The 26,297-nt window shown below is 69.9% G+C and carries 19 protein-coding genes and 1 pseudogene; 17 read left to right on the forward strand and 3 right to left on the reverse strand.

Annotated elements, in window-relative coordinates:
- Positions 1 to 11: 11 nt before the first annotated feature.
- The 17 genes and pseudogenes from JIX56_RS39655 to JIX56_RS39735 all read left to right on the forward strand — a co-directional run bounded on the left by JIX56_RS39655 (position 12) and on the right by JIX56_RS39735 (position 21,879).
- Complete coding sequence (locus JIX56_RS39655) at positions 12 to 1,100, forward strand: quaternary amine ABC transporter ATP-binding protein (RefSeq protein WP_257548221.1); 1,089 nt, start codon at positions 12 to 14, stop codon at positions 1,098 to 1,100.
- A complete protein-coding gene (locus tag JIX56_RS39660) occupies positions 1,100 to 3,130 on the forward strand; it encodes an ABC transporter permease (RefSeq protein ID WP_257548223.1) in 2,031 nt (676 codons plus the stop codon). Before JIX56_RS39655 ends, JIX56_RS39660 begins: the two co-directional genes overlap by 1 nt.
- Before the next feature lie 16 nt (positions 3,131 to 3,146).
- Positions 3,147 to 4,124 carry an ABC transporter substrate-binding protein gene (locus JIX56_RS39665; RefSeq protein WP_257548225.1) on the forward strand — a complete coding sequence of 326 codons (978 nt, stop codon included), beginning with the start codon at positions 3,147 to 3,149 and terminating at the stop codon, positions 4,122 to 4,124.
- A 228-nt stretch (positions 4,125 to 4,352) separates the two neighbouring features.
- Positions 4,353 to 6,791, forward strand: coding sequence for a GcvT family protein (locus tag JIX56_RS39670; RefSeq protein ID WP_257548227.1), 2,439 nt, complete (start codon positions 4,353 to 4,355; stop codon positions 6,789 to 6,791).
- A gap of 123 nt (positions 6,792 to 6,914) precedes the next feature.
- Positions 6,915 to 7,775 (forward strand): bifunctional methylenetetrahydrofolate dehydrogenase/methenyltetrahydrofolate cyclohydrolase, encoded by an 861-nt coding sequence (locus JIX56_RS39675; RefSeq protein WP_257548229.1) that lies wholly within the window; start codon positions 6,915 to 6,917, stop codon positions 7,773 to 7,775.
- A 140-nt stretch (positions 7,776 to 7,915) separates the two neighbouring features.
- Positions 7,916 to 9,148, forward strand: coding sequence for a sarcosine oxidase subunit beta family protein (locus tag JIX56_RS39680; RefSeq protein WP_257548231.1), 1,233 nt, complete (start codon positions 7,916 to 7,918; stop codon positions 9,146 to 9,148).
- 12 nt (positions 9,149 to 9,160) lie between these two features.
- Entirely contained in the window at positions 9,161 to 12,415 is a 3,255-nt protein-coding gene (locus JIX56_RS39685; protein WP_257548233.1) for a sarcosine oxidase subunit delta family protein, read from the forward strand.
- Positions 12,408 to 13,031, forward strand: coding sequence for a sarcosine oxidase subunit gamma (locus tag JIX56_RS39690; RefSeq protein WP_257548243.1), 624 nt, complete (start codon positions 12,408 to 12,410; stop codon positions 13,029 to 13,031). Before JIX56_RS39685 ends, JIX56_RS39690 begins: the two co-directional genes overlap by 8 nt.
- 150 nt (positions 13,032 to 13,181) lie before the next feature.
- Positions 13,182 to 13,460, forward strand: a complete 279-nt coding sequence (locus JIX56_RS39695; protein WP_257551376.1) for a polyprenyl synthetase — start codon at positions 13,182 to 13,184, stop codon at positions 13,458 to 13,460.
- Positions 13,450 to 14,505 carry a polyprenyl synthetase family protein gene (locus JIX56_RS39700; RefSeq protein ID WP_257548245.1) on the forward strand — a complete coding sequence of 352 codons (1,056 nt, stop codon included), beginning with the start codon at positions 13,450 to 13,452 and terminating at the stop codon, positions 14,503 to 14,505. The genes JIX56_RS39695 and JIX56_RS39700 overlap by 11 nt, the downstream gene beginning before the upstream one ends.
- A 96-nt stretch (positions 14,506 to 14,601) precedes the next feature.
- Complete coding sequence (locus JIX56_RS39705; RefSeq protein WP_257548247.1) at positions 14,602 to 15,762, forward strand: oxygenase MpaB family protein; 1,161 nt, start codon at positions 14,602 to 14,604, stop codon at positions 15,760 to 15,762.
- A gap of 469 nt (positions 15,763 to 16,231) precedes the next feature.
- Positions 16,232 to 16,592, forward strand: a pseudogene (locus tag JIX56_RS39710) (lipase maturation factor family protein); the annotation flags it as partial.
- Between the two features lie 148 nt (positions 16,593 to 16,740).
- On the forward strand, positions 16,741 to 18,630 hold the full coding sequence (gene dnaK, locus JIX56_RS39715; protein ID WP_257548250.1) for a molecular chaperone DnaK: 1,890 nt from the start codon (positions 16,741 to 16,743) through the stop codon (positions 18,628 to 18,630).
- The gene (gene grpE, locus JIX56_RS39720) at positions 18,627 to 19,220 is read left to right on the forward strand and encodes a nucleotide exchange factor GrpE (protein ID WP_257548252.1); all 594 of its coding nucleotides are present in this window, start codon (positions 18,627 to 18,629) and stop codon (positions 19,218 to 19,220) included. Before dnaK ends, grpE begins: the two co-directional genes overlap by 4 nt.
- A gap of 250 nt (positions 19,221 to 19,470) precedes the next feature.
- Positions 19,471 to 19,944 (forward strand): universal stress protein, encoded by a 474-nt coding sequence (locus JIX56_RS39725; protein ID WP_257551377.1) that lies wholly within the window; start codon positions 19,471 to 19,473, stop codon positions 19,942 to 19,944.
- Positions 19,945 to 20,454: 510 nt separating this feature from the next.
- Positions 20,455 to 20,592, forward strand: coding sequence for a hypothetical protein (locus JIX56_RS39730; protein ID WP_257548254.1), 138 nt, complete (start codon positions 20,455 to 20,457; stop codon positions 20,590 to 20,592).
- A gap of 195 nt (positions 20,593 to 20,787) precedes the next feature.
- Positions 20,788 to 21,879, forward strand: coding sequence for an amidinotransferase (locus tag JIX56_RS39735; protein ID WP_257548256.1), 1,092 nt, complete (start codon positions 20,788 to 20,790; stop codon positions 21,877 to 21,879).
- A gap of 31 nt (positions 21,880 to 21,910) precedes the next feature.
- Here the strand turns inward: JIX56_RS39735 and JIX56_RS39740 are convergent, their stop codons facing one another.
- The 3 genes from JIX56_RS39740 to JIX56_RS39750 form a co-directional block, all read right to left on the reverse strand.
- Positions 21,911 to 22,882 carry an ABC transporter substrate-binding protein gene (locus JIX56_RS39740; RefSeq protein ID WP_257548257.1) on the reverse strand — a complete coding sequence of 324 codons (972 nt, stop codon included), beginning with the start codon at positions 22,880 to 22,882 and terminating at the stop codon, positions 21,911 to 21,913.
- A 62-nt stretch (positions 22,883 to 22,944) separates the two neighbouring features.
- The gene (locus JIX56_RS39745) at positions 22,945 to 23,748 is read right to left on the reverse strand and encodes a formylglycine-generating enzyme family protein (RefSeq protein ID WP_257548268.1); all 804 of its coding nucleotides are present in this window, start codon (positions 23,746 to 23,748) and stop codon (positions 22,945 to 22,947) included.
- 86 nt (positions 23,749 to 23,834) lie between these two features.
- Positions 23,835 to 26,195, reverse strand: a complete 2,361-nt coding sequence (locus JIX56_RS39750; protein WP_257548270.1) for an arylsulfatase — start codon at positions 26,193 to 26,195, stop codon at positions 23,835 to 23,837.
- Positions 26,196 to 26,297: the final 102 nt, after the last annotated feature.

The raw sequence follows: 26,297 nt of genomic DNA on the forward strand, positions 1-26,297 counted from the left end.
AGAGGTCGATCGTGACCCCAACACAGACCGAGGCGCCGCAGCGGCGCAGCACCCCCGAGGACTCGGACGGTACTCCGGTCATATCCGTGCGCCGGCTGTGGAAGGTGTTCGGGCCGAAGGCCGACCGGGTGCCGGAGTCCGAGGAACTGCGCGGCCTCACCCGCCGTGAGCTCATGGACCGCACGGGGTGCACCGCCGCCGTGCGCGATGTGAACTTCGACGTCCGCAAGGGCGAGGTCTTCGTCGTCATGGGTCTGTCCGGCTCCGGCAAGTCCACGCTCGTGCGATGTCTGACCCGGCTGATCGAACCCACCGCCGGGGAGATCGTCTTCGAGGGCGAGGACATCCGCGAGGCGGACGCCAAACGCCTGCGCGACCTGCGCCGCCGTAAGTTCTCCATGGTCTTCCAGCACTTCGGGCTGCTGCCCCACCGCCGTGTCGTCGAGAACGTGGCCTTCGGCCTGGAGATCCGCGGCATGAGCAGGGCGGAGCGCACCAGGCGGGCCCTGGAGGTCGTCGAACTCGTCGGTCTCTCCGGTTACGAGAACTCCTACCCAGACCAGCTCTCCGGCGGTATGCAGCAGCGCGTCGGCCTCGCCCGGGCGCTGGCCGGCGACCCGGACGTCCTCTTCTTCGACGAGCCCTTCTCGGCACTCGACCCGATGATCCGCCGCGACATGCAGAACGAGGTCATCCGGCTGCACCACGAGGTCGGCAAGACGATGGTGTTCATCACCCACGACCTCTCCGAGGCCCTCAAGCTGGGCGACCGCATCCTCATCATGCGCGACGGCAAGATGGTCCAGTGCGGCACCGGCGACGAGCTGGTGGGGGCCCCGGCCGACGACTACGTACGCGAATTCGTCAAGGACGTCCCGCGCGGCGACGTGCTCACCCTGCGGTGGATCATGCGCCCGGTCGCGGACGGCGACGCCCTGGACGGCCCCGAGCTGGGCCCGGACGTCGTGGTGCGGGAGGCCACCCGGGCGGTCCTGGCGGCCGACAGGCCGGTCAAGGTCGTCGAGAACGGTGAACTGCTCGGCATCGTCGGCGACGAGGAGATCCTCGCGGTGGTCGCCGGGCAGGAAGGCGGCATGTGATGACCGTCGCCGTGGAGAAACCGGAACAACCGCAGAAGCCGGAACCACCGCGGAAGGTGGACGACGCGCCCCCGTCGGCCGCATCCGCCGCCCGTGTGCGCGGACTGGGCCGCGGCACGATCGTCGCCGCGATCCTGATCGCCTGGCTGCTGCTCTTCGCCGTGCTGCGCGGGACGCAGACCCTCACCCTGGCCGCCGCGGATCTCACGGATCTGCACCGGTGGATCAACGACCTCAACGACTCCATCGGCGCCAACCGGAACTCCAACCCGCTCTTCCTGTACTTCTTCAACGAGATCCGTCTGGTCATCGACACCCTGGTGACCTTCGTCCAGGAACTGATCTCCCAGCCCTCCGTCGGCCGGCCCCTCCCGCAGATCGGGTGGCTCGGTGTCGTCGGCATCGCGGGCTATGTCTCCTGGGCCGTGGGCAACTGGCGGGTCGCCCTCCTGACCGTGGCCGGGTTCACCTTCTTCGGGCTGCAGGGCCTGTGGCAGGAGAGCATGGACACCCTGGCGCTCACCGTCACCGCGGTCTGCGTGGCGCTGCTGTTCGCGATCCCGCTGGGTGTGTGGGCGGGGCTGTCCGAGCGGTTCAACCGGATCGTGACGCCCTTCCTGGACTTCATGCAGACGATGCCGACCTTCGTCTACCTCGCCCCGCTGACCCTGTTCTTCCTCATCGGCGGCGCCTCCGCCACGATCGCCACCGTGATCTACGCGGCGCCGCCCGCGATCCGTATCACCGCGCACGCCATCCGGTCGGTACCGGAGACGACCGTCGAGGCGGCCGACTCGCTGGGTGCGACACGGTGGCAGGCGCTGCTGAAGGTCCTGCTGCCGATGTCCAAGCGGACCGTGGTGATGGGCGTCAACCAGTCGATCATGGCCGCCCTGGCCATGGTGACCATCGCGGCCCTGATCGACGCGCCCGGCCTCGGCCACACCGTCCTGCAGGCCCTGCAGTCGCTCGACGTCGGCACCGCCTTCAACGCGGGCCTCGCCATCGTCGTCATGGCGATCGTCCTGGACCGGGTCACCACCGCGGCCAGCGCCCGACAGGAGGCGGGCAGGCGTTCGGGAGGCCGCTTCGTCACCTGGCGGCGACCGCTGCTGGCCGCGGGCGGCGTGGTCACGGCCGTCCTCGTCTACATGTCGCACACCTACCTGTGGGCAGCCGAGTTCCCCGGCGAGGGCGGCGTCGGCAGCTCCATCGCGAGCACGGCGGACACGGTGACCACCTGGGTGCAGGACAGCCTCTCGGGCCTCACCAACGCCTTCCGCGACGGCATCACCAACGGCCTGCTCAACCCGTTCCAGTCGCTGCTCACCGACTCCCCGTGGTGGCTCGTCGCCGCGGTGCTGATCGCGCTCGGCACGGTGCTCGGCGGATGGCGCGCCGGCGTCACCGCGGCCGTGTGCGTGGGTCTGCTGCTCGGCACCGGCCTGTGGTCGGACAGCATGACCACGCTGGCGTCGACCCTCGTCGCGACGGTGCTGGTGATGCTGCTCGGCATCGCCGTCGGTGTGTGGATGGGGCGCAGCCCGCTCGTGGACCGGGTGCTGCGGCCCACTCTGGACGCGGCGCAGGTCATGCCGCCCTTCGTCTATCTGGTGCCGTTCCTCGCGCTGTTCGGCGCGACCCGCTTCACAGCCATCGTGGCCGCGATCGTCTACGCCGCGCCCGTCGCCATCAAGATCATCGCGGACGGGGTGCGGGCGGTGCCCGCGACCACCGTGGAGGCGGCCACCGCCGCCGGGTCCAACACCTGGCAGATCATCACCAAGGTTCAACTGCCGATGTCACGCAGCGCCCTGACGCTCGCCACCAACCAGGGTCTGATCTACGTGCTGTCGATGGTTGTTGTGGGCGGCCTCGTAGGAGCGGGCGCCCTCGGCTACGACGTCGTGGCCGGGTTCTCGCAGGGGCAGCTGTACGGGAAGGGGCTTGCGGCGGGGCTCGCCATCGTCCTTCTCGGAGTCATGTTCGACCGGATCACTCAGGCAGCGGCGCGACGCGTGAGCGCGTAATTAGGGAGCACTGACCATGGCAACACAAGTACGACAGTGGAGAGCCGGCGTGGCCGGACTGGCCGTTCTGGGTCTCGCCCTCACCGCCTGCGGCGGTGCGAAGGTCGGTGACGACTCCTCGGCCGCGGACGGCTCGGGCAGCTCCGGCAAGTGCGGCACCTTCAACCTCGCCGTCAACCCGTGGGTGGGCTACGAGGCGAACGCGGCGGTAGTCGCGTACGTCGCGGAGAAGGACCTCGGCTGCAAGGTCACCAAGAAGGACCTGAAGGAAGAGATCGCCTGGCAGGGCTTCGGGACGGGCGAGGTCGACGCCGTCATCGAGAACTGGGGTCACGACGACCTGAAGAAGAAGTACATCACCGACCAGAAGACCGCCGTCGAGGCCGGTGCGACCGGCAACGAAGGCCTGATCGGCTGGTACGTGCCGCCGTGGCTGGCGAAGGCGCACCCGGACATCACCGACTGGAACAACCTCAACAAGTACGCCGACAAGTTCAAGACCTCCGAGTCGGGCGGCAAGGGCCAGCTCCTCGACGGCGACCCGTCGTTCGTCACCAACGACGAGGCCCTGGTGAAGAACCTGAAGCTGGACTTCAAGGTGGTGTACGCGGGCAGTGAGACCGCGCTCATCCAGTCCTTCCGCAAGGCGGAGAAGAACAAGGAATGGGTGATCGGCTACTTCTACGAGCCGCAGTGGTTCATGGCCGAAGTGCCCCTGGCCAAGGTGAAACTGCCGGAGTACAAGACGGGCTGCGACGCCGACGCGGAGAAGGTCGCCTGCGACTACCCCGTCTACAAGCTCGACAAGATCGTCAGCACCAAGTTCGCCGAGTCGGGCAGCCCGGCCTATGACCTGGTGAAGAACTTCACCTGGACGAACGACGACCAGAACACCGTGGCCAAGTACATCGCCGTGGACAAGATGACGCCCGAGGCCGCGGCGGAGAAGTGGGTCGAGGACAACCGCGACAAGGTCGACGCCTGGATCAAGTAGGGCGGGCTCGGAACAGGGCTGGGAAAGCGGTCGAACATGCCCGGTGGGCGGCGTGCACAGGTGTGCGCCGCCCACCGGGCATCGCCGTGTCCGGGGCCCGTTCTCCTCGCGTCACGGACCCCTTGACACCTCCTCCCCGGGGCAGGCACATTGAGTTGCGCAACCTGAATCATGTTGCGCAGACAGCAACTGAACCGGCTGGACTGGTTTTCAATCGGAGGTGCGGCGATGGCGGGACCCCGAGTGGTCATCATCGGAGCGGGCGTCGTGGGCGCGGCACTCGCGGACGAGATCTCCGCGCGCGGCTGGACCGAAGTGACCGTGGTCGACCAAGGCCCCCTCCCCGCCACCGGGGGCTCCTCGTCGCACGCCCCGGGCCTGGTCTTCCAGACGAACCCGTCCAAGACCATGACCGAGCTGGCGCGCTACACCGTCGAGAAGTTCTGCTCGCTCGACGTCGACGGCAGCCCCTGCTTCCTGCAGGTCGGCGGCCTCGAAGTGGCCACCACCCCCGAGCGTCTGACCGAACTGCACCGCCGCCACGGCTGGATCACCGCCTGGGGCATCGAGGCCCGGCTGCTGAGCGCCGACGAGTGCGTCGAGCAGCACCCGCTGGTCAACCGCGACAAGGTCCTCGGTGGCCTCCTGGTCCCGACGGACGGCCTCGCCAAGGCCGTCCTCGCCGTCGAGGCGCAGATCCGCCGGGCCACCGAGCGCGGCGTGCGCTTCCTCGCCCGCCACGAAGTCCTCGACGTCACGCAGGCCGACGGCCGCGTCACCGGCGTCCTCACCGACCAGGGCGAGATCCCCGCCGACATCGTGGTGTGCTGCGCCGGCATCTGGGGCCCGAAGATCGCCCGCATGGTGGGCATGAACCTCCCGCTCACCCCGCTCGCCCACCAGCTCGCCTGGACCGGACCGGTACCGGCGCTGGCCGGGCAGACCGAGGAGGCGGTGCGTCCGATCCTGCGCCACCAGGACGCCGACCTCTACTACCGCGACCGCTTCGACGGCATCGGCATCGGCTACTACGGCCACCGCCCGATGCCCATCACCGCCGACGACATCCTCTCCGTGGACGAGGCCGACGGGATGCCGTCGGTCCTGAAGTTCACCGAGGAGGACTTCGAGGACGCCTGGACCGAGACCCGGTCGCTGCTCCCCGCGACGAAGGAGGCCAAGGTCGAGGAGGGCATCAACGGCCTGTTCTCCTTCACCACCGACGGCTACCCGCTCCTCGGCGAGTCCCCGGACGTCAAGGGCTTCTGGGTCGCGGAGGCCGTGTGGGTCACCCACTCGGCGGGCGTGGGCCGGGCCGTCGCCGAATGGCTGGTCGACGGCTACTGCTCCTCCTTCGACCTGCACGAGTGCGACGTCAACCGCTTCGAGCCGCACCAGCTGTCCCCGGAGTACGTCCTGGCCCGCGACTGCCAGAACTTCGTCGAGGTCTACGACATCCTCCACCCCCTCCAGCCCTCGGGGAAGCCGCGCCCGATCCGCACCAGCCCCTTCCATGCCCGCCAGCGGGAGCACGGAGCCGTCTTCCTGGAGGCGAACGGCTGGGAGCGCCCACAGTGGTACGAGGCGAACGCCTCCCTGGTGGAGGGCCGCTCCATCCCGACCCCGAACGACTGGGCCGCGCGCCACTGGTCGCCCGTCGTCGGCGCCGAGGCCCAGGCCACCCGTGAGACCGTCGCGATGTACGACATGACGGCCCTCAAGCGCCTGGAGGTCACCGGTCCCGGCGCCGCCGACTTCCTGGAGCGGCTGGTCACGAGCAAGGTCGCCAAGTCCGTCGGCTCGGTCACGTACACGCTGCTCCTGGACCACGACGGCGGCATCCGCAGTGACATCACCGTCGCCCGCCTCGCCCGCGACGTCTTCCAGGTCGGGGCCAACGGCAACCTGGACCTCGACTGGTTCACCCGCCACCTCCCCGCCGACGGCACGGTGCAGGTCCGCGACATCACGCCCGGCACGTGCTGCATCGGCCTGTGGGGCCCACTGGCCCGCAAGGTCCTGCAGCCCCTGACGGACGAGGACTTCTCCAACGACGGCCTGAAGTACTTCCGCGCCAAGCGCGCCCACATCGGCTCCGTCCCGGTGACGGCCATGCGACTGTCGTACGTCGGTGAACTCGGCTGGGAGCTGTACACCACGGCCGACCTGGGACAGAAGCTGTGGGACACCCTCTGGGCCGCCGCCCAGCCGCTCGGCGGCGTCATCGCCGGCCGAGGCGCCTTCAACAGCCTCCGCCTGGAGAAGGGCTACCGCTCCTTCGGCACCGACATGACGTACGAGCACGACCCGTACGAGGCGGGTGTCGGCTTCGCCGTCAAGCTCGACAAGGGGGACTTCATCGGCAAGGCGGCGCTGGAACGCCGCAAGGCCGGCGTACGGCGGAAGTTGACCTGTCTCACCATCGATGACCCGCAGTCGGTCGTCATGGGCAAGGAGCCGGTGTACGACGGCGAGCGGGCCGTCGGCTATGTCACGAGCGCGGCCTATGGCTACACGATCGGCAAGGGGATCGCTTACGCGTGGTTGCCGACGGAGTCGGCGGTGCCTGGGGCCAGGTTGCACATCGGGTACTTCGACCAGCGCGTCGAGGCGGTTGTGGCCGAGGAGCCGTTGTTCGATCCGACGATGTCGCGTCTTCGTGGGTGAGAGGTTCGAAGGGGGTGCCCGGATGGGTTGTCGGTCGGCTGCGGGTCGGTTGTGGCTGGTCGCGCAGTTCCCCGCGCCCCTTCGGGGCGCTTCACCTCAGGCCTGTGGGAAGGAGTGCCGTCGGTGAGTGCACAGCTGCTTGACGGGAAGGCGACGGCCGGCGCCGTTCGGCGCGAACTCGCCGAGCGTGTCGCCAAGTTGACCGCGGGCGGTGGTCCGCCGCCCGGTCTCGGTACCGTCCTGGTCGGTGACGATCCCGGCAGTCGTGCCTACGTCGGCGGCAAGCACCGGGACTGCGCCCACGTGGGCATCGCCTCGATCCGGCGCGAACTGCCCGCCGACGCGACGCAGCGGCAGGTCGAGAACGTCATCGACGAGCTCAACGCCGACCCGACCTGTACCGGCTACATCGTCCAGCTTCCGCTCCCGCGTCACCTGGACGCGGGCGCCGTACTGGAACGCATGGACCCGGCCAAGGACGCCGACGGCCTGCACCCCGTCAGCCTCGGCCGGCTCACGCTCGGTGTCGAGGCCCCGCTGCCCTGCACCCCGAGGGGCATCGTCGAACTGCTGCGCCGGTACGAGGTGCCGCTCGCCGGTGCGCGGGTCTGCGTGATCGGACGCGGCATCACCGTAGGACGGCCCCTCGGCCTGCTCCTCACCCGCAGGTCCGAGAACGCCACCGTCACCCTCTGCCACACCGGAACCAGGGGCCTGGCCTGGCACGTACGCGAGGCGGACATCGTCGTCGCGGCGGCCGGCTCGCCCGGGCTGATCACCAAGGACATGCTGCGTCCCGGCGCGGCCGTCCTGGACGTCGGTATCACCCGCACCGACGAGGGCCTGGTCGGCGATGTGCACCCGGACGCCGCCCAGGTCGCGGGATGGCTCGCGCCGATGCCCGGGGGCGTGGGACCCATGACGCGGGCGATGCTCCTCGCCAACGTCGTCGAGGCCGCCGAGAGGAACGCGAACGCCGTATGAACCCGAACGCCGTACGCCGTACGAACCCGTACGCCGTATGAACGCGAACGCCGTGCGCCGTATGAACGCGAACGCCGTATGAACGCGTCGGCCCCCGACCACCTGCTCTGTCCGCACCTCTCACACGACGGAGACGTCCGATGAGCCCCCGTACCCCCGGCTCCGAGCTTCCCGAACACCCCGACTGGCTGTGGCGCACGCCGGAGCCGAAGCGCTCGTACGACGTGATCGTCGTGGGCGGCGGCGGACACGGCCTCGCCACCGCCCACTACCTGGCGAAGAACCACGGCATCACCAAGGTCGCCGTGCTGGAGAAGGGCTGGCTGGCGGGCGGCAACATGGCCCGCAACACCACCATCATCCGCTCCAACTACCTGTGGGACGAGAGCGCCGGCATCTACGAGCACGCGCTCAAGCTGTGGGAGGGTCTGGCCGAGGAACTCGACTACCCGATCCTCTTCTCCCAGCGTGGTGTGCTGAACCTCGCCCACAGCCTCCAGGACGTCCGCGACAGTGTGCGCCGGGTGGAGGCCAATCGCCTCAACGGTGTGGACGCGGAGTGGCTCGACGCGGACGGCGTCAAGGAAGTCTGCCCGATCGTCAACATCTCCCCGGACGTGCGCTACCCGGTCCTGGGCGGCACCTACCAGCCACGGGCAGGCATCGCCAAGCACGACCACGTCGCCTGGGGTCTGGCCCGCTCGGCCGATGCCGCAGGCATCGACATCATCCAGAACTGCGAGGTCACGGGCCTGGACGTGGTCGGCGGCCGGGTGGTCGGCGTCCAGACGACGCTCGGCCCTATCGCGGCGGGCAAGGTCGCGCTCTGCTCGGCGGGCCACACCTCGGTCCTCGCCGCGATGGCCGGCATCGAACTCCCCTTGCAGAGCCACCCGTTGCAGGCACTCGTGTCGGAGCTGCTGGAGCCGGTGCACCCGACGGTCGTCATGTCCAACGCGGTCCATGTGTACGTCAGCCAGGCCCACAAGGGCGAGCTGGTCATGGGCGCGGGCATCGACTCGTACAACTCCTACACGCAGCGCGGCGCGTTCCACATCATCGAAGAGCAGATGTCCGCGGCCCTGGAGCTCTTCCCGGTCTTCGCCCGCGCCCACGTACTGCGCACCTGGGGCGGCATCGTCGACGTCAGCCCCGACGCCTCCCCGATCATCGGCCTCAGCCCGGTCGACAACCTCTACCTCAACTGCGGCTGGGGAACGGGCGGTTTCAAGGCCACCCCGGGCGTCGGCTGGGTCTACGCCCACACCATCGCCCACGACACCCCCCACCCCCTCAACGCCGCCTTCTCGCTCGACCGTTTCACCACCGGCGCGCTCGTCGACGAGCACGGCGCGGCCGCGGTGGCCCACTAGGGAGCCCCAACCATGCTGCTCATCACCTGCCCGTGGTGCGGGCCCCGCGACGAGGCCGAGTTCCACTACGGCGGCCAGGCACACGTGCCGTACCCCGAGGACCCGTCGGCCCTCACCGACGAGGAGTGGGCCCGCTACCTCTTCTTCCGTGACAACCCGAAGGGCCCGTTCGCCGAACGCTGGAGCCACGCGGCGGGCTGCCGCACATGGTTCAACGCGGTCCGCGACACATCGACGAACGAGATCCTGACGGTGTACCGAGCGGGCGAGCCACGCCCGGCAGCCGAGGAACTGAGCCGTGCGGCGACCTCCGAGCCACGCCCGGCGACAGTGGAGCCGAGCCCGGCACCACCAGCCCGTCCGGCGTTTGAGGACGAGGCCGTTCAGGCCGACGGGGGGTCTGGGGGCGCAGCCCCCAGGGATGGGACGGGTAGGGGCGGCGGGGGCGAGAACCAGCCCTTCCGCCATCCCACCCGAGGCCGAATCGACCGCGACACCCCTCTCACCTTCACCTTCGACGGCACCGCCTACCAGGGCTACCAAGGCGACACCCTCGCCTCAGCCCTCCTCGCCAACGACGTCATCCAGACCGGCACCAGCATCAAACTCGGCCGCCCCCGAGGCATCTTCTCGGCCGGCGTCGAGGAACCCAACGCCGTGATCCAGATCGAGGCCCCCTTCCCCGAGCCGATGCTCCCCGCCACGACCGTCGAGCTGTACGACGGCCTCGTGGCAACCAGCCTCCCCGGCCAGGGCCGCCTCGCCACCGACCCCGACCCGGCCCGCTACGACGCCGTACACGCCCACTGCGACCTGCTGATCGTCGGCGCGGGCCCGGCCGGCCTCGCGGCCGCGGCGGCGGCAGCGAAGAGTGGTGCCCGCGTCATCCTCGCCGACGACCAACCGGAACTCGGCGGCAGCCTCCTGGGCACGGGCGAACACCTCGACTGGGCCGAAGAGATCGCCGGACACCTCGACACCACCCCCGAGGTCCGCGTACTGCGCCGCACCACCGTCTTCGGCCACTACGACGACAACCACCTCCTCGCCGTCGAGCGCCGCACCAACCACCTGGGCGCGAGCGCCCCCGAGAACGTCTCCCGTGAACGCGTCTGGCGCATCCGCGCGAGCCGCGTCGTCCTCGCCACCGGCGCCCACGAGCGCTCACTCGCCTTCGGGGACAACGACCGCCCCGGCGTGATGCTGGCCGCCTCGGCCCGCGCCTACGCCAACCGCCACGGCGTCCTGCCCGGCCGCCACGCGGTCGTCTTCACCACCAACGACAGTGCCTACGCGGCGGCCCTGGACCTCGCCGCGGCGGGCGTGGACATCACGGCGATCGTCGACACCCGTCCCGAACCGGGGGAGTGGGCGCGGCGCGCCCGCGAGGCCGGCATCGAGGTGCTGACCGGGCACGCCGTCACGGGCACGGAGGGCGAGTCGCGTCTCACCGCCGTGACGGTCGCCCCGTACGGAGAGTCCGCGGGACAGCGGCGGTTCACCGCCGACCTCCTGCTGGTCTCCGGCGGCTGGAACCCGGTGGCGCACCTGTTCAGCCAGGCGGGCGGCAGACTGCGCCACGACGAGACGCTGGGCTCCTTCGTGCCCGACACCTGCCGTCAGGCGGTCGAGGTCGCGGGCAGTGCGAGCGGCGTGCTCGACCTGGCCGGGGTGCTCGCCCAGGGCGCGGCCGCCGGTGCCCGCGCGATCGAGGCCGAGGGCTACACGCCTGAGTCCCCCCGCCTCCCGGACGTGGCCGCCCAGCCGCAGACGCCGCCCATGCATGTGTACGTCGTCCCGGGCGCCTCCGGCGCACCCCGCTTCGTGGACCTCCAACGCGATGTCACCGTCGACGACCTGACCCGCGCGACCGGCGCCGGTATGCGCTCCGTCGAGCACACCAAGCGCTACACCACGGCCGGCACCGCCAACGACCAGGGCAAGACGTCCGGCGTCCTGGCCAGTGGCGTCGTCGCCGAACTGCTCGGCGTCGACATCTCCGCGCTCGGCACCACCACCTTCCGACCCCCCTACACCCCCGTCTCCTTCGCCACGCTCGCGGGCCGCGACCGGGGCGCGCTGCACGACCCGATCCGCACGACCGCCCTGCACGCCTGGCACGTCGAACACGGCGCCCTCTTCGAGAACGTCGGCCAGTGGAAGCGCCCTTGGTACTACCCGCAGGACGGCGAGGACATGGAGGCCGCGGTGCTCCGCGAGTGCGCCGCCGCCCGCGACGGGGTCGCCTTCATGGACGCCTCCACCCTCGGCAAGATCGACGTCCAGGGCCCGGACGCCGCCGTCTTCCTCGACCGGCTCTACACCAACATGATGAGCACCCTGAAGGTCGGCATGATCCGCTACGGCGTGATGTGCCGCCTGGACGGCATGCTCTTCGACGACGGCACGGTCATCCGCCTCGCCCAGGACCGCTTCCTGGTCACGACGACGACGGGCAACGCGGCCGCCGTACTGGACTGGATGGAGGAGTGGCTCCAGACGGAGTGGCCCGAGCTGAAGGTCCACTGCACGTCCGTGACCGAACAGTGGGCCACCGTCGCCCTCGTCGGCCCCCGCTCCCGCGACGTCCTGGGCGCACTGGCGCCCCGACTGGCCGTCTCCCACGACGACTTCCCGTTCATGGCGTGGCGCGAGACGACCGTCGCGGGCATCGAGGCCCGAGTCTGCCGGATCAGCTTCTCCGGCGAACTCGCCTACGAGATCAACGTGTCACCGTGGGAGGCCCTCGCCCTCTGGCAGGCGCTGTACGAGGCCGGAGCCCCGTACGGCATCACCCCGTACGGCACCGAGACCATGCACGTCCTGCGCGCCGAGAAGGGCTACCCCATCATCGGCCAGGACACCGACGGCACCGTCACCCCCCAGGACCTCGGCATGAACTGGGTGGTGTCGAAGAAGAAGCCCGACTTCATCGGCAAGCGCTCCCACGCCCGCGCCGACGCCACCCGCCCTGACCGCAAACACCTCGTCGGCCTGCTCCCGGAGGACCCCGGCACCTTCCTCCCGGAGGGCACCCACCTGGTCGCCGACAGCGTGCTGCCGGCGCCGCCCGTCCCGATGCTCGGCCATGTCACCTCCAGCTACCGCAGCGCCGCCCTCGGCCGGACCTTCGCGCTCGCCCTGATCAAGGGCGGCCGGGACCGCATCGGCGAGCGGCTGTACGCTCCCGTGGGCGACCGGCTGGTCCCGGTGACCGTGGCAAGCCCCGTTCTCTACGACCCCGAGGGAGCCCGTCGCGATGGCTGACACCGCCCTTACCTCCTCGCCCCGCAGCCCGCTGTCCCACGCCGCCGCCCGTCTGGCCGCCGCCACCCGCACCTCCCAGGGCGCGGTCCGGCTGGCCGAACTCCCCTTCCTGACCCAGCTCGACGTGCGCCTCGACGCCAAGGGAGCGGCGGCCGACGCCATCGGCCTCGCGCTGGACCTCCCACTGCCCCTAGAACCCAACACCGTCGTACGCGCCGGTCAGTTGACCGCGTTGTGGCTCGGCCCCGACGAGTGGCTGCTGGTGGGCCCGCCCGGCAGTGAGCGGGACCTGCAGAGCCGGATCCGGACGGCCGCGGGGGACGAGCCCGTCTCCGTCACCGACGTCTCCGCCCAGCGCACCACGCTCCTCGTCGCCGGACCCCGCGCCCGCGACCTCCTGGCCCACGGCTGCGCCCTGGACCTGCACCCGCGCGCCTTCGGAGCCGGACGCTGCGCCCAGACCACCCTGGGCCGCACCCAGATCGTCCTGGTCGCCCGGGACGAACCCGGGACCGGATTCTGGGTGCTGGTCCGCTCGTCCTTCGCCGGCTATCTGGCGGACTGGCTGCTGGACGCGGCGACGGAGTATGTGGGGCTCAACGACACATCATCGTGAAGTCGCTCAACGAGAAGAAGGGATTCGTGCAGCTGAGCGATGTGATCACTCGATCGTGAGTTCTTCTGCTTTCGGTGCCCGACCTGACTGAAGCTCGGAAGAGCGGCGCGGGACCGGCGCCGCCCGGATGTTCTGCGGGTGGGGGAGAACGTGACGCGAGAAGCGGGACGGCACGACGGCTTGGACGCGCAGGCGGTGCTGCTGGTGGCCGGGCTGGCCGACCTGGCGGTGAGCACGCTGGGATCGGCCGTGGGGACGCTGCGGGGACTGCTGCGCCGCTCGGACAGCGCGGAGCTGGCGGCGGAGGCCGAGAACGAGCTGATGGCGCGTGGGCGCCTGGTGCTGGACCGGTACGCGGCCGCACCCCCGGCCCACCTGGAGATCCTCGCCCGGCAGGCCCAGGCCCGGAAGGCCGCCGATGCCGTCTGACCGGTGGGAGCCGGTCGCGTTCAAGACCCGTATCGACGAGGTACTGCGCCAGTTCATCGCCCAGGAGGCCGACCAGTTCGCCGCGATCGATCCGCTCCTGGCGCCGGTGGCCGAGCAACTGGAGGCGGCGGTCGCGGACGGTAAACGGCTGCGAGCGGCGTTCTGTTACTGGGGCTGGCGAGCGGTGGGACAGCCGGACAGTGACGCACTGGTGCGGGCCGCGGCCTCCATGGAACTGGTGCACGCCGCCGCGGTCGTGCACGACGACCTCATCGACGACAGTCCGCTGCGGCACGGGCGCCCCACCGCGCACATCGCCCTGCGGGGTGCCGTGCGACGCCGTCCGCGCGCCGACGCCGCCGCGAGGTCGCTGGCGATGCTGGTCGGCGACCTGCTCATGGCGTTGGCCGGACAGTTGTTCGCCACCAGCGGTCTGCCCGCCGCCTACCTCGCCCGGGCCCGCCCCCTGTGGTCGGTGATGGCCCGCGAGCTGATCGCGGGGGAATGCCTGGAGATCCTGCGCACCGGAGCCGGGCCGGACACGACCGCGTCGCTGAAGGTGATCCGCTACAAGACCGCCAAGTACACCGTCGAACAGCCCCTGCTGATCGGCGGCGCCCTGGCCGGGGCAGGCGCGCGGCTGCGCGAGGGCTACGCCGCGTACGGGCTGCCGCTGGGCGAGGCGTTCCAGCTGCGGGACGACCTGCTCGGCCTGTTCGGGGACCCGGAACGCACCGGCAAGGCCAACAGCGACGACGTGCGCGGACACCGGCCCACGGCCCTGCTGGCAGAGACCTGGCGCCTGGCCGACGACAACGACCGCGAGCGGCTGCGCGCCCTGCTGGGCCGACGCCGTCCGGACGCGGATGCCCTGGACGCGATGCGCGAGCTGATGCGCCGGCTGAAGGCACCCGACCGCATCGAGGACATGATCAGCGCACGTGTCCGGGAGGCACTCGGCGCTCTCCACGACCTGGACGTGCCGACCCACGCCGCGAGCGCCTTGACCGCACTGGCGCAGTCCGCGGCGGACCGCCGGTCCTGAACTCTCGCGCCCCGGTCGGCATACAGCCCACGCTCTGCCCGGCCGCCGGCCCTTCCGCCGTCCGTCGACGGTCTCGAACAAACAAGGAGCCCCGCCATGACCTACACCGAGGCATCCATGGACGCCCTACGGCACACCGGCGACGAACTCGCCGACGCCACCGTCGCCGCACTCTTCGAACGCGGCCAGGTGGGCACGTTCAACACCCTGATGCGCCACGTCTCCACCGCCGGAGCTCCGCTGCCGGACGGGCTGCCCGAGGTCGCCCGGGAGTACCTGGAAGCCACCCGTGTCCCGCCGTCCTGGGTGGACTGGACGGAGATGGAAAAGGCCCGGCTGTTCTTCATCGACAACAACGTGCACATCTCCACCGCGCTGTCCTTCGCCTCCATGCCCGCCTGTTACGTCGTCCCCCACGTGGCGAAACTGCTGTCGGCCACCCACGGACTGAAGTACCCCTCCAAACGGATGGCGGAGACGGGCCAGTTCACCGTCTACCTGATGCGGCCCGACGCCTTCGAGAGCGGCAGCCGCTTCCTTCCCGCCGCCCAGAAGGTCCGTCTCCTGCACGCTTCCATCCGCCACCACCTCCAGCGCGAGAACCGCTGGGACACCACCGCGCTGGGAACGCCGATCTGCCAGGAGGACATGATCGGCGGGCAGATGTTCTTCTCCCTGCTCGTCCTGGACAGCCTGCACCGCCTCGGCATCCACATGTCACAGGAAGGCGCCGAAGCCTACTACTACGCCTGGCGCGTCGTCGGCGCCATGCTCGGCGTCGACCAGGACACCGTCCCCAAGACCCTGGAGGAGGCCCGCGCCTTCCTCGACCTGTACATGATCCGACACATGGGGCCCTCCGAGGAGGGCACGCATCTGACCCGGCAACTCATCGACCTCTACGAGGAGGTGGTGCCCGGCACCTTCTTCGACCCGATCGTCTCCGCCCTCATCCGCCATCTCATCGGCGACACCTGCGCCGACTGGCTGCACGTGCCGCAGACCCCGTGGGACACCGTCGTCAAGGCCGTGCCCCACCTCCTCGGCATCCTCGAAACCATCGAAGACCGCTCCCCGCTCGGCGCCTGGGCCCTGGACCGTCTCGGCCACCTGACCACCGTCCTCGAGCTGTCCTCCCTCACCCGCGGACGCGTCATGCACTACGCCATCCCCGAACACCTAAAAAAGGACTACGGCATCTCCAGCAAGGTGACCCGCACCTACCGCTGGACCCCACCAGCCGCCACGGTCTCTTGATCACGGGTCTTCTTTGTCGTCATCTTGACAGTTGGCCATGGATATTTTCATGCGTGGATGAGGCCCCGCAGTCGGGCGCCCCGGTGGGGCGCGCACGGGGGGTGAGCACGGTGACTGTGTATGGCGCTTTGCGGAACGCGGGGGGTGAGGGCTTCCTGCCTCCGACGCAGACGGCCGCGGCGGCCGTCGATGAGGGCGGCGCGGTGACGGCGTGGAGTCCGGGCGCACAACTGCTCCTGGGCTACGCCCTGCGGGGACGTCGTGGGCCGGGCCGCTTCCGGCCTGCTGGCCGGCACCCTGCCGGACTCCGCCCGGCGGCATCTTCGGGGCTGAGCGGCCTGTGCGGTGACACGGCCGTCAGCGCGGCCACGCATCCGTCCGCCGCAGCCACAGCCGCAGGACCCACGTGGCCAGCCCCTGGTCAACCCACTCGGACGGAAGAACGGCGAACCGGGGGCCGAGGCGCGCCACCGACGAGCCGGAGATCACCGGTGCCACGGTGTGGAAGGAGTACGGCTTCAAGGGCAAGCCGGGCGACGAGCGGCGCCTGCCGCCACAGGTGGCCCCCTACCATCAGCGGCTGGACTGGCTGATGTGGTTCGCCGCCCTCTCACCCGCGTACGCCGCGCCGTGGCTGCCGGCCTTCGTCGTCGCTCTCCTCGGCGGCAACCGGGCTGTCCTGCGGGCTGCTGCGCCACAACCCGTTCCCCCACGCGCCACCCGCCTTCGTCCGGGTGCGCCTCTACCGCTGCCGGTTCACCACCTGGCGCCGGCTGCGCTCGACGGGCGCCTGGTGGGACCGCACCCTCATCGGTGACTACCTGCCGCCCATCACAAAAGTTCCCAAAGAGGTGGAAACTGGTATTTCTTCACAACTCAAGATGCCCGCTTTATCCACACTGTTAGTGAGGTTTGCTCCAGATCCACAGGGCGCCGGCATCTGCCCTGGGTTGGGGATGCAGAGGGAGGAGAGGACCAATGACACGTGCAGTGGGAATCGACCTCGGCACGACGAACTCGGTGGTCAGCGTGCTGGAGGGTGGAGAGCCCACCGTCATCACGAACACGGAAGGAGCGCGGACCACGCCGTCGGTGGTCGCCTTCGCCAAGACCGGCGAGGTACTCGTGGGTGAGGTCGCCAAGCGCCAGGCCGTCACCAACATCGAGCGCACCGTGCGGTCCGTCAAGCGCCACATGGGCGACGCGCAGTGGCGGTTCCCGGACACCGGGAGCATCGACGGCAAGCGGTACACGGCGCAGGAGATCTCCGCGCGGGTGCTGCAGAAGCTCAAGCGGGACGCGGAGGCGTATCTCGGTGAGGACGTCACCGACGCGGTGATCACGGTTCCGGCGTACTTCAACGACTCCCAGCGCACCGCGACCAAGGAAGCGGGGGAGATCGCCGGGCTGAAGGTGCTGCGGATCATCAACGAGCCCACCGCGGCCGCCCTGGCCTACGGGCTGGACAAGGAGAACGACCAGACGGTCCTGGTCTTCGACCTGGGCGGCGGCACCTTCGACGTGTCGCTGCTCGAGATCGGCGAGGGCGTCGTCGAGGTCAAGGCCACCAACGGCGACACGCACCTGGGCGGTGACGACTGGGACCAGCGGATCGTCGACCATCTGGCCCAGCAGTTCAAGAACAACTACGGCGTCGACCTGACGAAGGACAAGATGGCCGTCCAGCGGCTGCGCGAGGCCGCCGAGCGGGCCAAGATCGAGCTGTCGTCGTCCACCGAGACCACGGTGAACCTGCCCTACATCACCGCGTCCGCCGAGGGCCCGCTGCACCTGGAGGAGAAGCTCACCCGCGCCCAGTTCCAGCAGTTGACCGCGGACCTGCTGGAGCGCTGCAAGGGCCCGTTCCACAACGCGATCAAGGACGCCGGGATCAAGGTGTCCGGCATCGACCACGTCATCCTGGTCGGCGGCTCGACGAGGATGCCGGCGGTGACCGACCTGGTGCGGGAGCTGACCGGCAAGGACCCGCACAAGGGTGTCAACCCCGACGAGGTCGTCGCGGTCGGCGCCGCTCTGCAGGCCGGTGTCCTCAAGGGCGAGGTCAAGGACGTCCTGCTCCTGGACGTCACCCCGCTGTCCCTGGGTATCGAGACCAAGGGCGGCATCATGACCAAGCTCATCGAGCGCAACACCACGATCCCGACGAAGCGCTCGGAGATCTTCACGACGGCCGAGGACAACCAGCCGTCCGTGCAGATCCAGGTCTTCCAGGGCGAGCGCGAGATCGCGGCGTACAACAAGAAGCTGGGCATGTTCGAGCTGACCGGCCTGCCCCCGGCGCCGCGTGGTGTGCCGCAGATCGAGGTCACGTTCGACATCGACGCCAACGGCATCATGCACGTCTCCGCGAAGGACCTGGGCACCGGCAGGGAGCAGCGCATGACGGTCACCGGCGGCTCCTCGCTGCCGAGGCAGGACATCGACCGCATGATGCGCGAGGCCGAGCAGCACGCCGAGGAAGACAGGCGCCGGCGAGAGACGGCCGAGACCCGCAACCAGGCCGAGCAGGTCGTCTACCAGACCGATCGGCTGCTCAGCGACAACGCCGACAAGATCCCGGCCGGGGTGAAGGGCGAGGTCGAGACCGCTCTGTCGGAGCTCAAGGAGGCCCTCAAGGCCTCGGCCGACAGTGAGGACACGGCGGCCCTGCGGCAGGCGACGGAGAAGGTGATGGCGGCGGCTCAGAAGGTGGGCACCGCCATGTACGCCCAGGCACAGCAGGCTCAGGGCCAGCAGGCCACCGCCGGGGGCGGGGGCGGTGGCGCGGCAGACGCCGCCGGGCAGGACGAGGATGTCGTCGACGCCGAGATCGTCGACGACGACAAGCGACAGGAGGGTGCCGGATGACCCGCCCGAGCGACACACACCGCCCCGGCGAGCGCCCGCTGTCGATCATCCGCGAGACCCGGCGGCGGGATCCGGGCACCAGCTTGGAGCCCCGCCGCCGCGGCGACGTCGAGCCCGCCGAGCCCGCCCGGCAGGCCGACGACGCCGCGGGCGAGACCGACACCCTGCGGGCGCAGCTGCGGGAACGGACAGCGGACCTGCAGCGCGTGAAGTCCGAGTACGACAACTACCGCAAGCGGGTCAGCCGCGACCGCCGCGCGGTCGGCGAGATCGCCGTGGCCAACGTGCTCAGCGGCCTCCTCCCCGTCCTGGACGCCATCGACCAGGCCCGCGAGCAAGGAGACGTCACCGGCGGCTTCCAGCGCGTCACCGACGTGCTGGAAGGCGAACTCGCCGCCCTGGGACTGCAGTCCTTCGGCACGGCAGGCGACCCTTTCGACCCCGCCTGGCACGAGGCAGTCTCCTGCACCCGCTCCGATGACGTCGAACAGCCCACCTGCACCGTGATCCTGCGCCCCGGCTACCGTGTCGGCGACCAGCTGCTGCGGCCGGCCCAGGCGGAGGTCGCCGAACCGACGGCCAGGCCGTAAGGCGGGCTTTCCCCAGGCCGTGCAGGGCTGCCTCGTCCGTCGCCCAGTCGGCCGCTCACAGGCCGGCCTCTGATCCGTCGACTCCCACGACAGGGGCAACGTCGTCGATCCCACCGCCTTCAGCGCGCGCCAGGCCGATACCTCTCATTCTCCCGCGCCCGGTGGCGGATACGCTCGCAGTGTGACCGGGGACGAGCACGACCGGCCCGAGCCGCCGCACGGCACAAGCGGCCCGGGGCAGGGCGAGGGTGTGTCCCGCCGGAAAGGCCCGAGGGAAACGGTCTTCGAGCTCGGCACGGACGGGCCCAAGGTCATCGTGGCCGGGGTCGACGGCTCCGACTCCTCCTGGCGGGCGGCCTCGTACGCCGCCGGCCTCGCGCGCCGCCAGCAAGCGCTGCTGGCGCTGGTGTACATACAGCCCGTCATGGCCACCACCGTTCCCGGAGCGACGGCCATCCTGGCGGAGACGACCGGGCAGATCGCCGAGGAGATTCTTCAGCAGGCTCGCGAGGACGCCGAGAACCTGGGGCATGTGTTTCCCGTGCGCTGGGAGTTCCACACCCTGCGCGGCGACCCGTACACCGGTCTGGCCAAAGTCGCGGACGGCCTACGCGCCGACGCGGTGGTCGTCGGCGCGTCGCAGAAGGCGGGGCACCGCTTCATCGGCTCCCTCGCGGTCCGTCTGGTGAAGGCCGCCCGCTGGCCGGTCACGGTGGTCCCCTGACCAACCCCACCGGAGACACTACGGCTGCCCTCAGGAAACCGTGCGGGCGAAGGTGGCCCGGAGCCGGTCGTAGGGGTCCACATCGGTCCACACCTCAGGGCTGTGCGGCCTCGCCCGGCACCAGCCCCAGATACGGGCCACCTGGACCAAGACCTACCGGGTCCGGGGCGAGGGTTCCGAGTAGGGACGGGTGCTCGCGGAGCGGACCGCAGGGGTGCCACCTCACCCGAACGGCCTACTGGCCGGGGAAGGCGCGCCGGCCGGGAAAGCCGTGCGGCGCACCGCCTGCCAGCGCGGCAGAGGGCTTGAGGACTGGGTGTGAGGGGAGCTGTTCAGCGCGCAGTCGCGCTGTCGGACAGCAGCCATCCGGGTGACGATGACCACGCGGCGCCAACTGCCCGAGGTCGTCCGAACACCTGACCGCGGCGCTCACCCCGGCCCTTCCATGTGTGCCCGCTTCTCCGTGGAAGGGGTGCCGCCTCGTAGTGGATGGCATCCGAGGAGGCGACCGTGTTGCTGGTGGTCCTGGCCTTGGTTTTCCCGGTGCTGATGCTCGCGCTGATAGTCGGAATGGACCTGTTCGAGGAGCGGGTCTTCCGCGCGCACTCGCTTCCGCGGCCGTCATCCGAGCACCGAGACCGCCGATGACCTGCCCTTCCCTCCCGCGATCGATCGAATCGTGATTCCCCAGCGGGGCAGTGAGCCCGCCCACGGCCAACCGCGGATGCGCGTGTGCAATCCGGCGCGTGCCTCGGGGTACAGGCATATCGAGCCGGCATCAGTGAGCAGGACACGCTGCCGGGCGAACCTGAAGCGCGCTGGGTGACAACGGAGGTGGGTTCCTTGAGCACGCCGACACGTTCGCCGGTCAATTCACACAACGAGTGGGACCCGCTGGAGGAGATCATCGTCGGGCGTCTCGAGGGCGCGACGATCCCCTCCGGTCACCCGGTCGTGGCCTGCAACATCCCCCCATGGGCCGCGCGGCTGCAGGGGCGTGCCGCCGGCTTCAGGTACCCGCGCGTGCTGATCGAGCGGGCGCAGCAGGAACTCGATCAGTTCATCGCTCTCCTGCGGTCCCTCGGCATCACGGTCAGGCGGCCGGAAGCGGTCGACCACAAGAAGCGGTTCGGCACTCCGGACTGGTCGTCGCACGGTTTCTGCAACACCTGCCCGCGGGACAGCATGCTCGTGATCGGTGACGAGATCATCGAAACCCCGATGGCGTGGCCGTGCCGGTATTTCGAGACCCACTCCTACCGCCTGCTTCTCAAGGACTACTTCCGGCGCGGCGCACGCTGGACGGCGGCACCGAAACCGCAGCTCACCGACGAACTGTTCGAGGCGGATTTCCGTCCCCCGGCGGCCGACGAGCCCATGCGCTACATCCTCACCGAGTTCGAGCCGGTGTTCGACGCGGCGGATTTCGTGCGCGCGGGACGCGACCTGTTCGTGACACGGAGCAATGTCACCAACCGGATGGGCATCGACTGGCTACGGCGCCATCTCGGTTCCGGCTACCGCATCCACGAGGTCGAGAGCCGCTGCCGTACGCCCATGCACATCGACACGACGTTCGTCCTGCTCGCGCCCGGCAAGGTGATGGTCAATCCCGAGTACATCGACGTCGATCACCTGCCCGAGGCCCTGAACTCGTGGGACATCCTGACCGCCCCCGAGCCCACCCCGATCGACGACCGCCTGCTCAAGATCACCTCGATGTGCGGCAAGTGGCTCAACATGAACGTGCTCATGATCGACGAGAAGCACGTGATCGCGGAGCGGCACCACACCGACATGCTGCGGGCGCTCGAGAAATGGGGGTTCGAGCCGATCCCGTGCGATCTGCGGCACTACGCGCCGTTCGGCGGCTCGTTCCACTGCGCGACCCTCGACATCCGGCGTTGCGGCACGCTGGAGTCGTACTTCGACTGATCAGCCCCGACCGTCCCAAGACGGCCATGGCCTACCCGAGCCAGGCCTTGACCTTGTCGGGGTTCGCCGTGACCCATTTCTTCGCCGCCGCCTCCGGCGTCATCTTGTCGAGGGCGATGTATTTGGCGACGGTGTTCTGGTCGTCGTTGGTCCACGTGAAGTTCTTGACCAGGTCGTAGGCCGGGCTGCCGGATTTCGCGAACCGGGTGCTGACGATCTTGTCGAGGTCGAACGCGGGATAGTCGCAGGCGACCTTCGCCGGCTCCGCGTCGCAGCCCTTCGTGTGCGCGGGCAGCTCGACGTGGACCAGTGGGACCTCCGAGAAGAACCACTGGGGCTCGTAGAAGTAGCCGATCACCCACTTCTTGTTCTTCTCGGCATCCCGGAAAGCCTGGATCAGCGCGGTCTCGCTGCCCGCGTACACCACCTTGAAGTCCAGCTTCAGGTTCTGCACCAGCGCCTCGTCATTGGTCTGGTACGACGGATCGCCGTCGAGGAGCTGGCCCTTGCCGCCCGACTCGGAGGTCTTGAAGTTCGAGGCGTACTTGTTGAGGTTCTTCCAGTTGGTGATGTCCGGGTACTTCTTCGCGATCCACGGCGGGATGTACCAGCCGATGATTCCCTTGTTGCCGGTCGAGCCGAGACTGACGGCGGTCTTCTGCTCGGTGATGTACTTCTTCTTCAGGTCGTCGTGGCCCCAGTTCTCCAGGATGGCGTCGACCTCGCCCGTCTCGAACCCCTGCCAGCCGATCTCCGCCTTGAGGTCCTTCTCGACCACCTCGCAGCCGAGTTCGTGCTCGGCCACATAGCCGACGACCGCCGCGTCCGCCTCGTAGCCCACCCACGGGTTGACCGCGAGGTTGAAGGTGCCGCACGTGCCCGAACCGCCGTCGGCCGCGGCGGGGTCGTCGCCGACCTTCGCCCCACCGCAGGCGGTCAGGGCGAGACCGAGTACGGCCGTCCCGGCCACCCCGGGACGCCATGTTCTTGTTCGCTTCGCCATGGTCCTGCTCCTTGTGCGCCGGGCGTCTCGCGCCGTTGTCCGAGTGAGGGAGTCGAAAGGGGTCACGTCATGTCCAGGGCGCACCGGAACCCCACGTTGCCGGTTGCCGAGTCCGGGTGGAGGCCCTGCCGTGCGGCGACCCGGTAGCGGCGGCAGTAGGACGCGTGGCACAGGTAGGAGCCGCCCTTGGTGACCCGCCGCTGTGTGTCGCGCGCGGGGGAGAAGGGGGTCTCGCACCATTCCCAGACGTTGCCGGTGGCGTTGTACAGGCCGAAGCCGTTGGGCTCGAAGGCGTCGACCGGGCAGGTGCCGTACCAGCCGTCGGCGGTCGGGTGCCGGTTCGGGAAGTCGCCCTGCCACACGTTCATCCGGGGGCGGCCTCCCGGCTCGAACTCGTCGCCCCAGGGGAACACCTTCGCGTGCAGTCCCCCTCGGGCGGCGCGTTCCCATTCCGCCTCGGTGGGCAGGCGTTTGCCGGCCCACGCGCAGTAGGCGCGGGCGTCGTCCCAGTCGACATGGACGACCGGGTGATCCGCCCGGTCCTCCCAGGTGGAGTGCGGTCCGTCGGGACGGTGCCAGTCGGCGCCCTCGACCTGTCGCCACCAGGGCGCGCCCACCACGCCCCGGGTCGGCGGGAAGTCGTCCGGGAGCAGCCCGGCGAAGACGAACGACCAGCCGATCCGCTCGGCGGAGGTGCGGTAGCCCGTGTCGGCGGTGAACCGCGCGAACTGTGCGTTGGACACCGTGCGGGCGTCGATCCAGAACGCGTCGACACGCACCGTGCGCACCGGGCCTTCCCTGTCGGCCCGGTAGGCGAGCGCGTCCTCGCTGCCCATGAGGAACTCGCCGGCGGGGACGGCCACCATGCCTTCCGTGGCCGCCGGGCGGACGGCGGACCGCCGGAGCTCCGGCGCTGGGTCCGCGGCCCGGCCGCCGGACGGCGTGCAGCAGTTCACTGGGCCCCCATGACGCGCCGGTGCAGTCCGCCGTCGTACGCGGACGAGGCGGCGCTCGGGGCGTCCAGGTCGATGCGCACCGTGTGAAGGGTGCCGGTGAACTCGTTGTCGAGGACGGGATAGTCGTCGGTCACCGGCGTACTCAGGTCCACCCCGACGTCGAGTGTCTCGTCGAAGGAGAAGTAGTACGGGATGGTCCGCTCGACCCGTCCGGTCGCGTGCTTCTCCCCGTCCACGAGGAGCACGGCGGTCCCGCCTCTGCCGAGTCCGCCGCCGTCGTAGTCGAAGTCGAGCCGGATCTCGTGCCGTCCCGGTGCCAGGGGCTCGCCGCCGCGCACGGTGTACAGGTTCATGCCGAAGTAGTTGTACGCGTACGCCGGCCTGCCCCCGGTGACGTACAGGCTCCAGCCGCCGAACCGGCCGCCCTGCGCGATGATCACGCCCTCGGCCGCCGTCTGAGGCAGGTCGACGTCCGCCGTGATGCTGTGCGAGCGGTTCTTGACGTTGAGCGTGGTCTCCTCGGTGAACCGCCGCATCCCCGCCCGGTAGGTGATGGAGGTCCGGTCGCCCATGAGATCGATACGGCCGGCCACAGCCGGGTTCTCCCGCTCCGTGACCCGGTCGTCGAGCGGGAACACCTGGTACTTCGCCGCCTCGATCAGGAACAGGTCCTGCAACTGCCGCAGCCTCTCGGGGTGTTCGGCGGCGAGGTCGTGGGCCTGACTCCAGTCGTGGTCGAGGTCGTAGAGCTCCCAGATGTCGTCGGCGAACCTCCGGCCCTTGTCCGGCACCATCTCCCAGGGGATGCCGTGCCGGGTGACCGCCATCCAGCCGTCGTGGTAGATGCCCCGGTTGCCGCACATCTCGAAGTACTGGGTACGGCGGTGCTCGGGCGCCCGGGGGTCGGCGAGCGTCCGCCGCATGCTCGTCCCCTCGATGGGCTGCTGCGGAACCCCGTCCACGCTGAACGGCGCCGGGACTCCCACGCAGTCCAAAATCGTCGGCAGTACGTCGATCACATGCGAGAACTGGTGACGCAGCCCGCCGCGCTCGGGAACCCCCCGGGGCCAGTGCAGGATCATGCCGTCCCGGGTGCCGCCGAAGTGCGAGGCCACCTGTTTGGTCCACTGGTAGGGCGTGTTCAGGGCCAGCGCCCAGCCCGCCGGGGCGATCGGGTAGCTGAGCGGGCCGCCGATCTCGTCGAGGTGGTCGATCATCTCGTCCGGGTCGTCCACGATGCCGTGCCCCAGCCGGTGCTCGACGATCGTGCCCTCGATGCCGCCCTCACCCGAGGCGCCGTTGTCGCCCAGGATGTAGAGCACGATCGTGTCGTCCAGTACGCCGAGTTCCTCCAACGCGTCGAGGAACCTGCCGACCTGCACATCGGCGTGTTCGGTGAAGGCGGCGAACGTCTCCATGAACCTGGCCGCCAACCGGCGCCGGCTGTCGGTGAGTTCGTCCCAGTGCGGGACGCCCTCGGCCCAGGGCGCGAGTTCCGCGTCCTCGGGTACGACGCCGAGTTCCTTCTGCCGCTCCAGGGTCAGTTCGCGCTGCCGGTCCCAGCCGTGGTCGAACCGTCCGCGGTACTTCTCCTGCCACTCGCGGCCCACGTGCAGCGGCGCGTGTGCGGCGCCCAGCGCGAGATAGGTGAAGAACGGCCGGCCCGGAGTCAGCGTCCGCTGGGTGCGCACCCAGTCGATGGCGTGGTCGACGAGGTCCTCGGACAGGTGGTAGCCGTCCTCGGGCCGGCGATCCGGCTCGACGGGGGTGGTGCCCTGGTACAGCAGCGGGTACCAGTGGTTCATCTCGGCACCCATGAACCCGTAGAAGGTGTCGAAGCCCTCCCCGGTCGGCCAGCGGTCGAACGGCCCGACCGCGCTGATCTCCCGCGGCGGGGTCTGGTGCCACTTGCCGAAGGCGGCCGTGCTGTAGCCGTTTCCCTGCAGGATCTGCGCCATGGTCGCCGCGCTACGCGGCCGGAACCCGTTGTACCCGGGGGCCGCGGTGGTCATCTCGGTGGTGCCGCCCATGCCGACCGAGTGGTGGTTGCGCCCGGTCAGCAGGGCCTGCCGGGTCGGCGAGCACAGGGCCGTCACATGAAAGCGGGTGTAACGCAGTCCGTCGTCCGCGAGACGTTCCGCGGCCGGCATCTCGCACGGTCCGCCGAACGCGCTGGAGGTGCCGAAGCCCAGGTCGTCGACGAGCACGATCACCACGTTCGGCGCGCCCTCGGGCGGAGGGACCGGTCCGATGGGGGCGAAGGCGGTCTCCTGCTCGTGGACGTCCATCGCGGTCGTCAGCGGCCGGCGGACGTCGGGTCGCGGAAGTATGTGCCGCCCGGCATCGAACTCAGTCATTCATTTCTCCGATTCGCCGCTCCGGAAAGCACCGGCCTGCGATGCGGCAAACGTGTCAGCCGCTGCTCAGGCCGGTCAACAAGGCACCTTGAATTCCCGCGA

Origin of the sequence: Streptomyces sp. CA-210063 (genome assembly GCF_024612015.1) — a bacterium.
Lineage (GTDB): Bacteria > Actinomycetota > Actinomycetes > Streptomycetales > Streptomycetaceae > Streptomyces.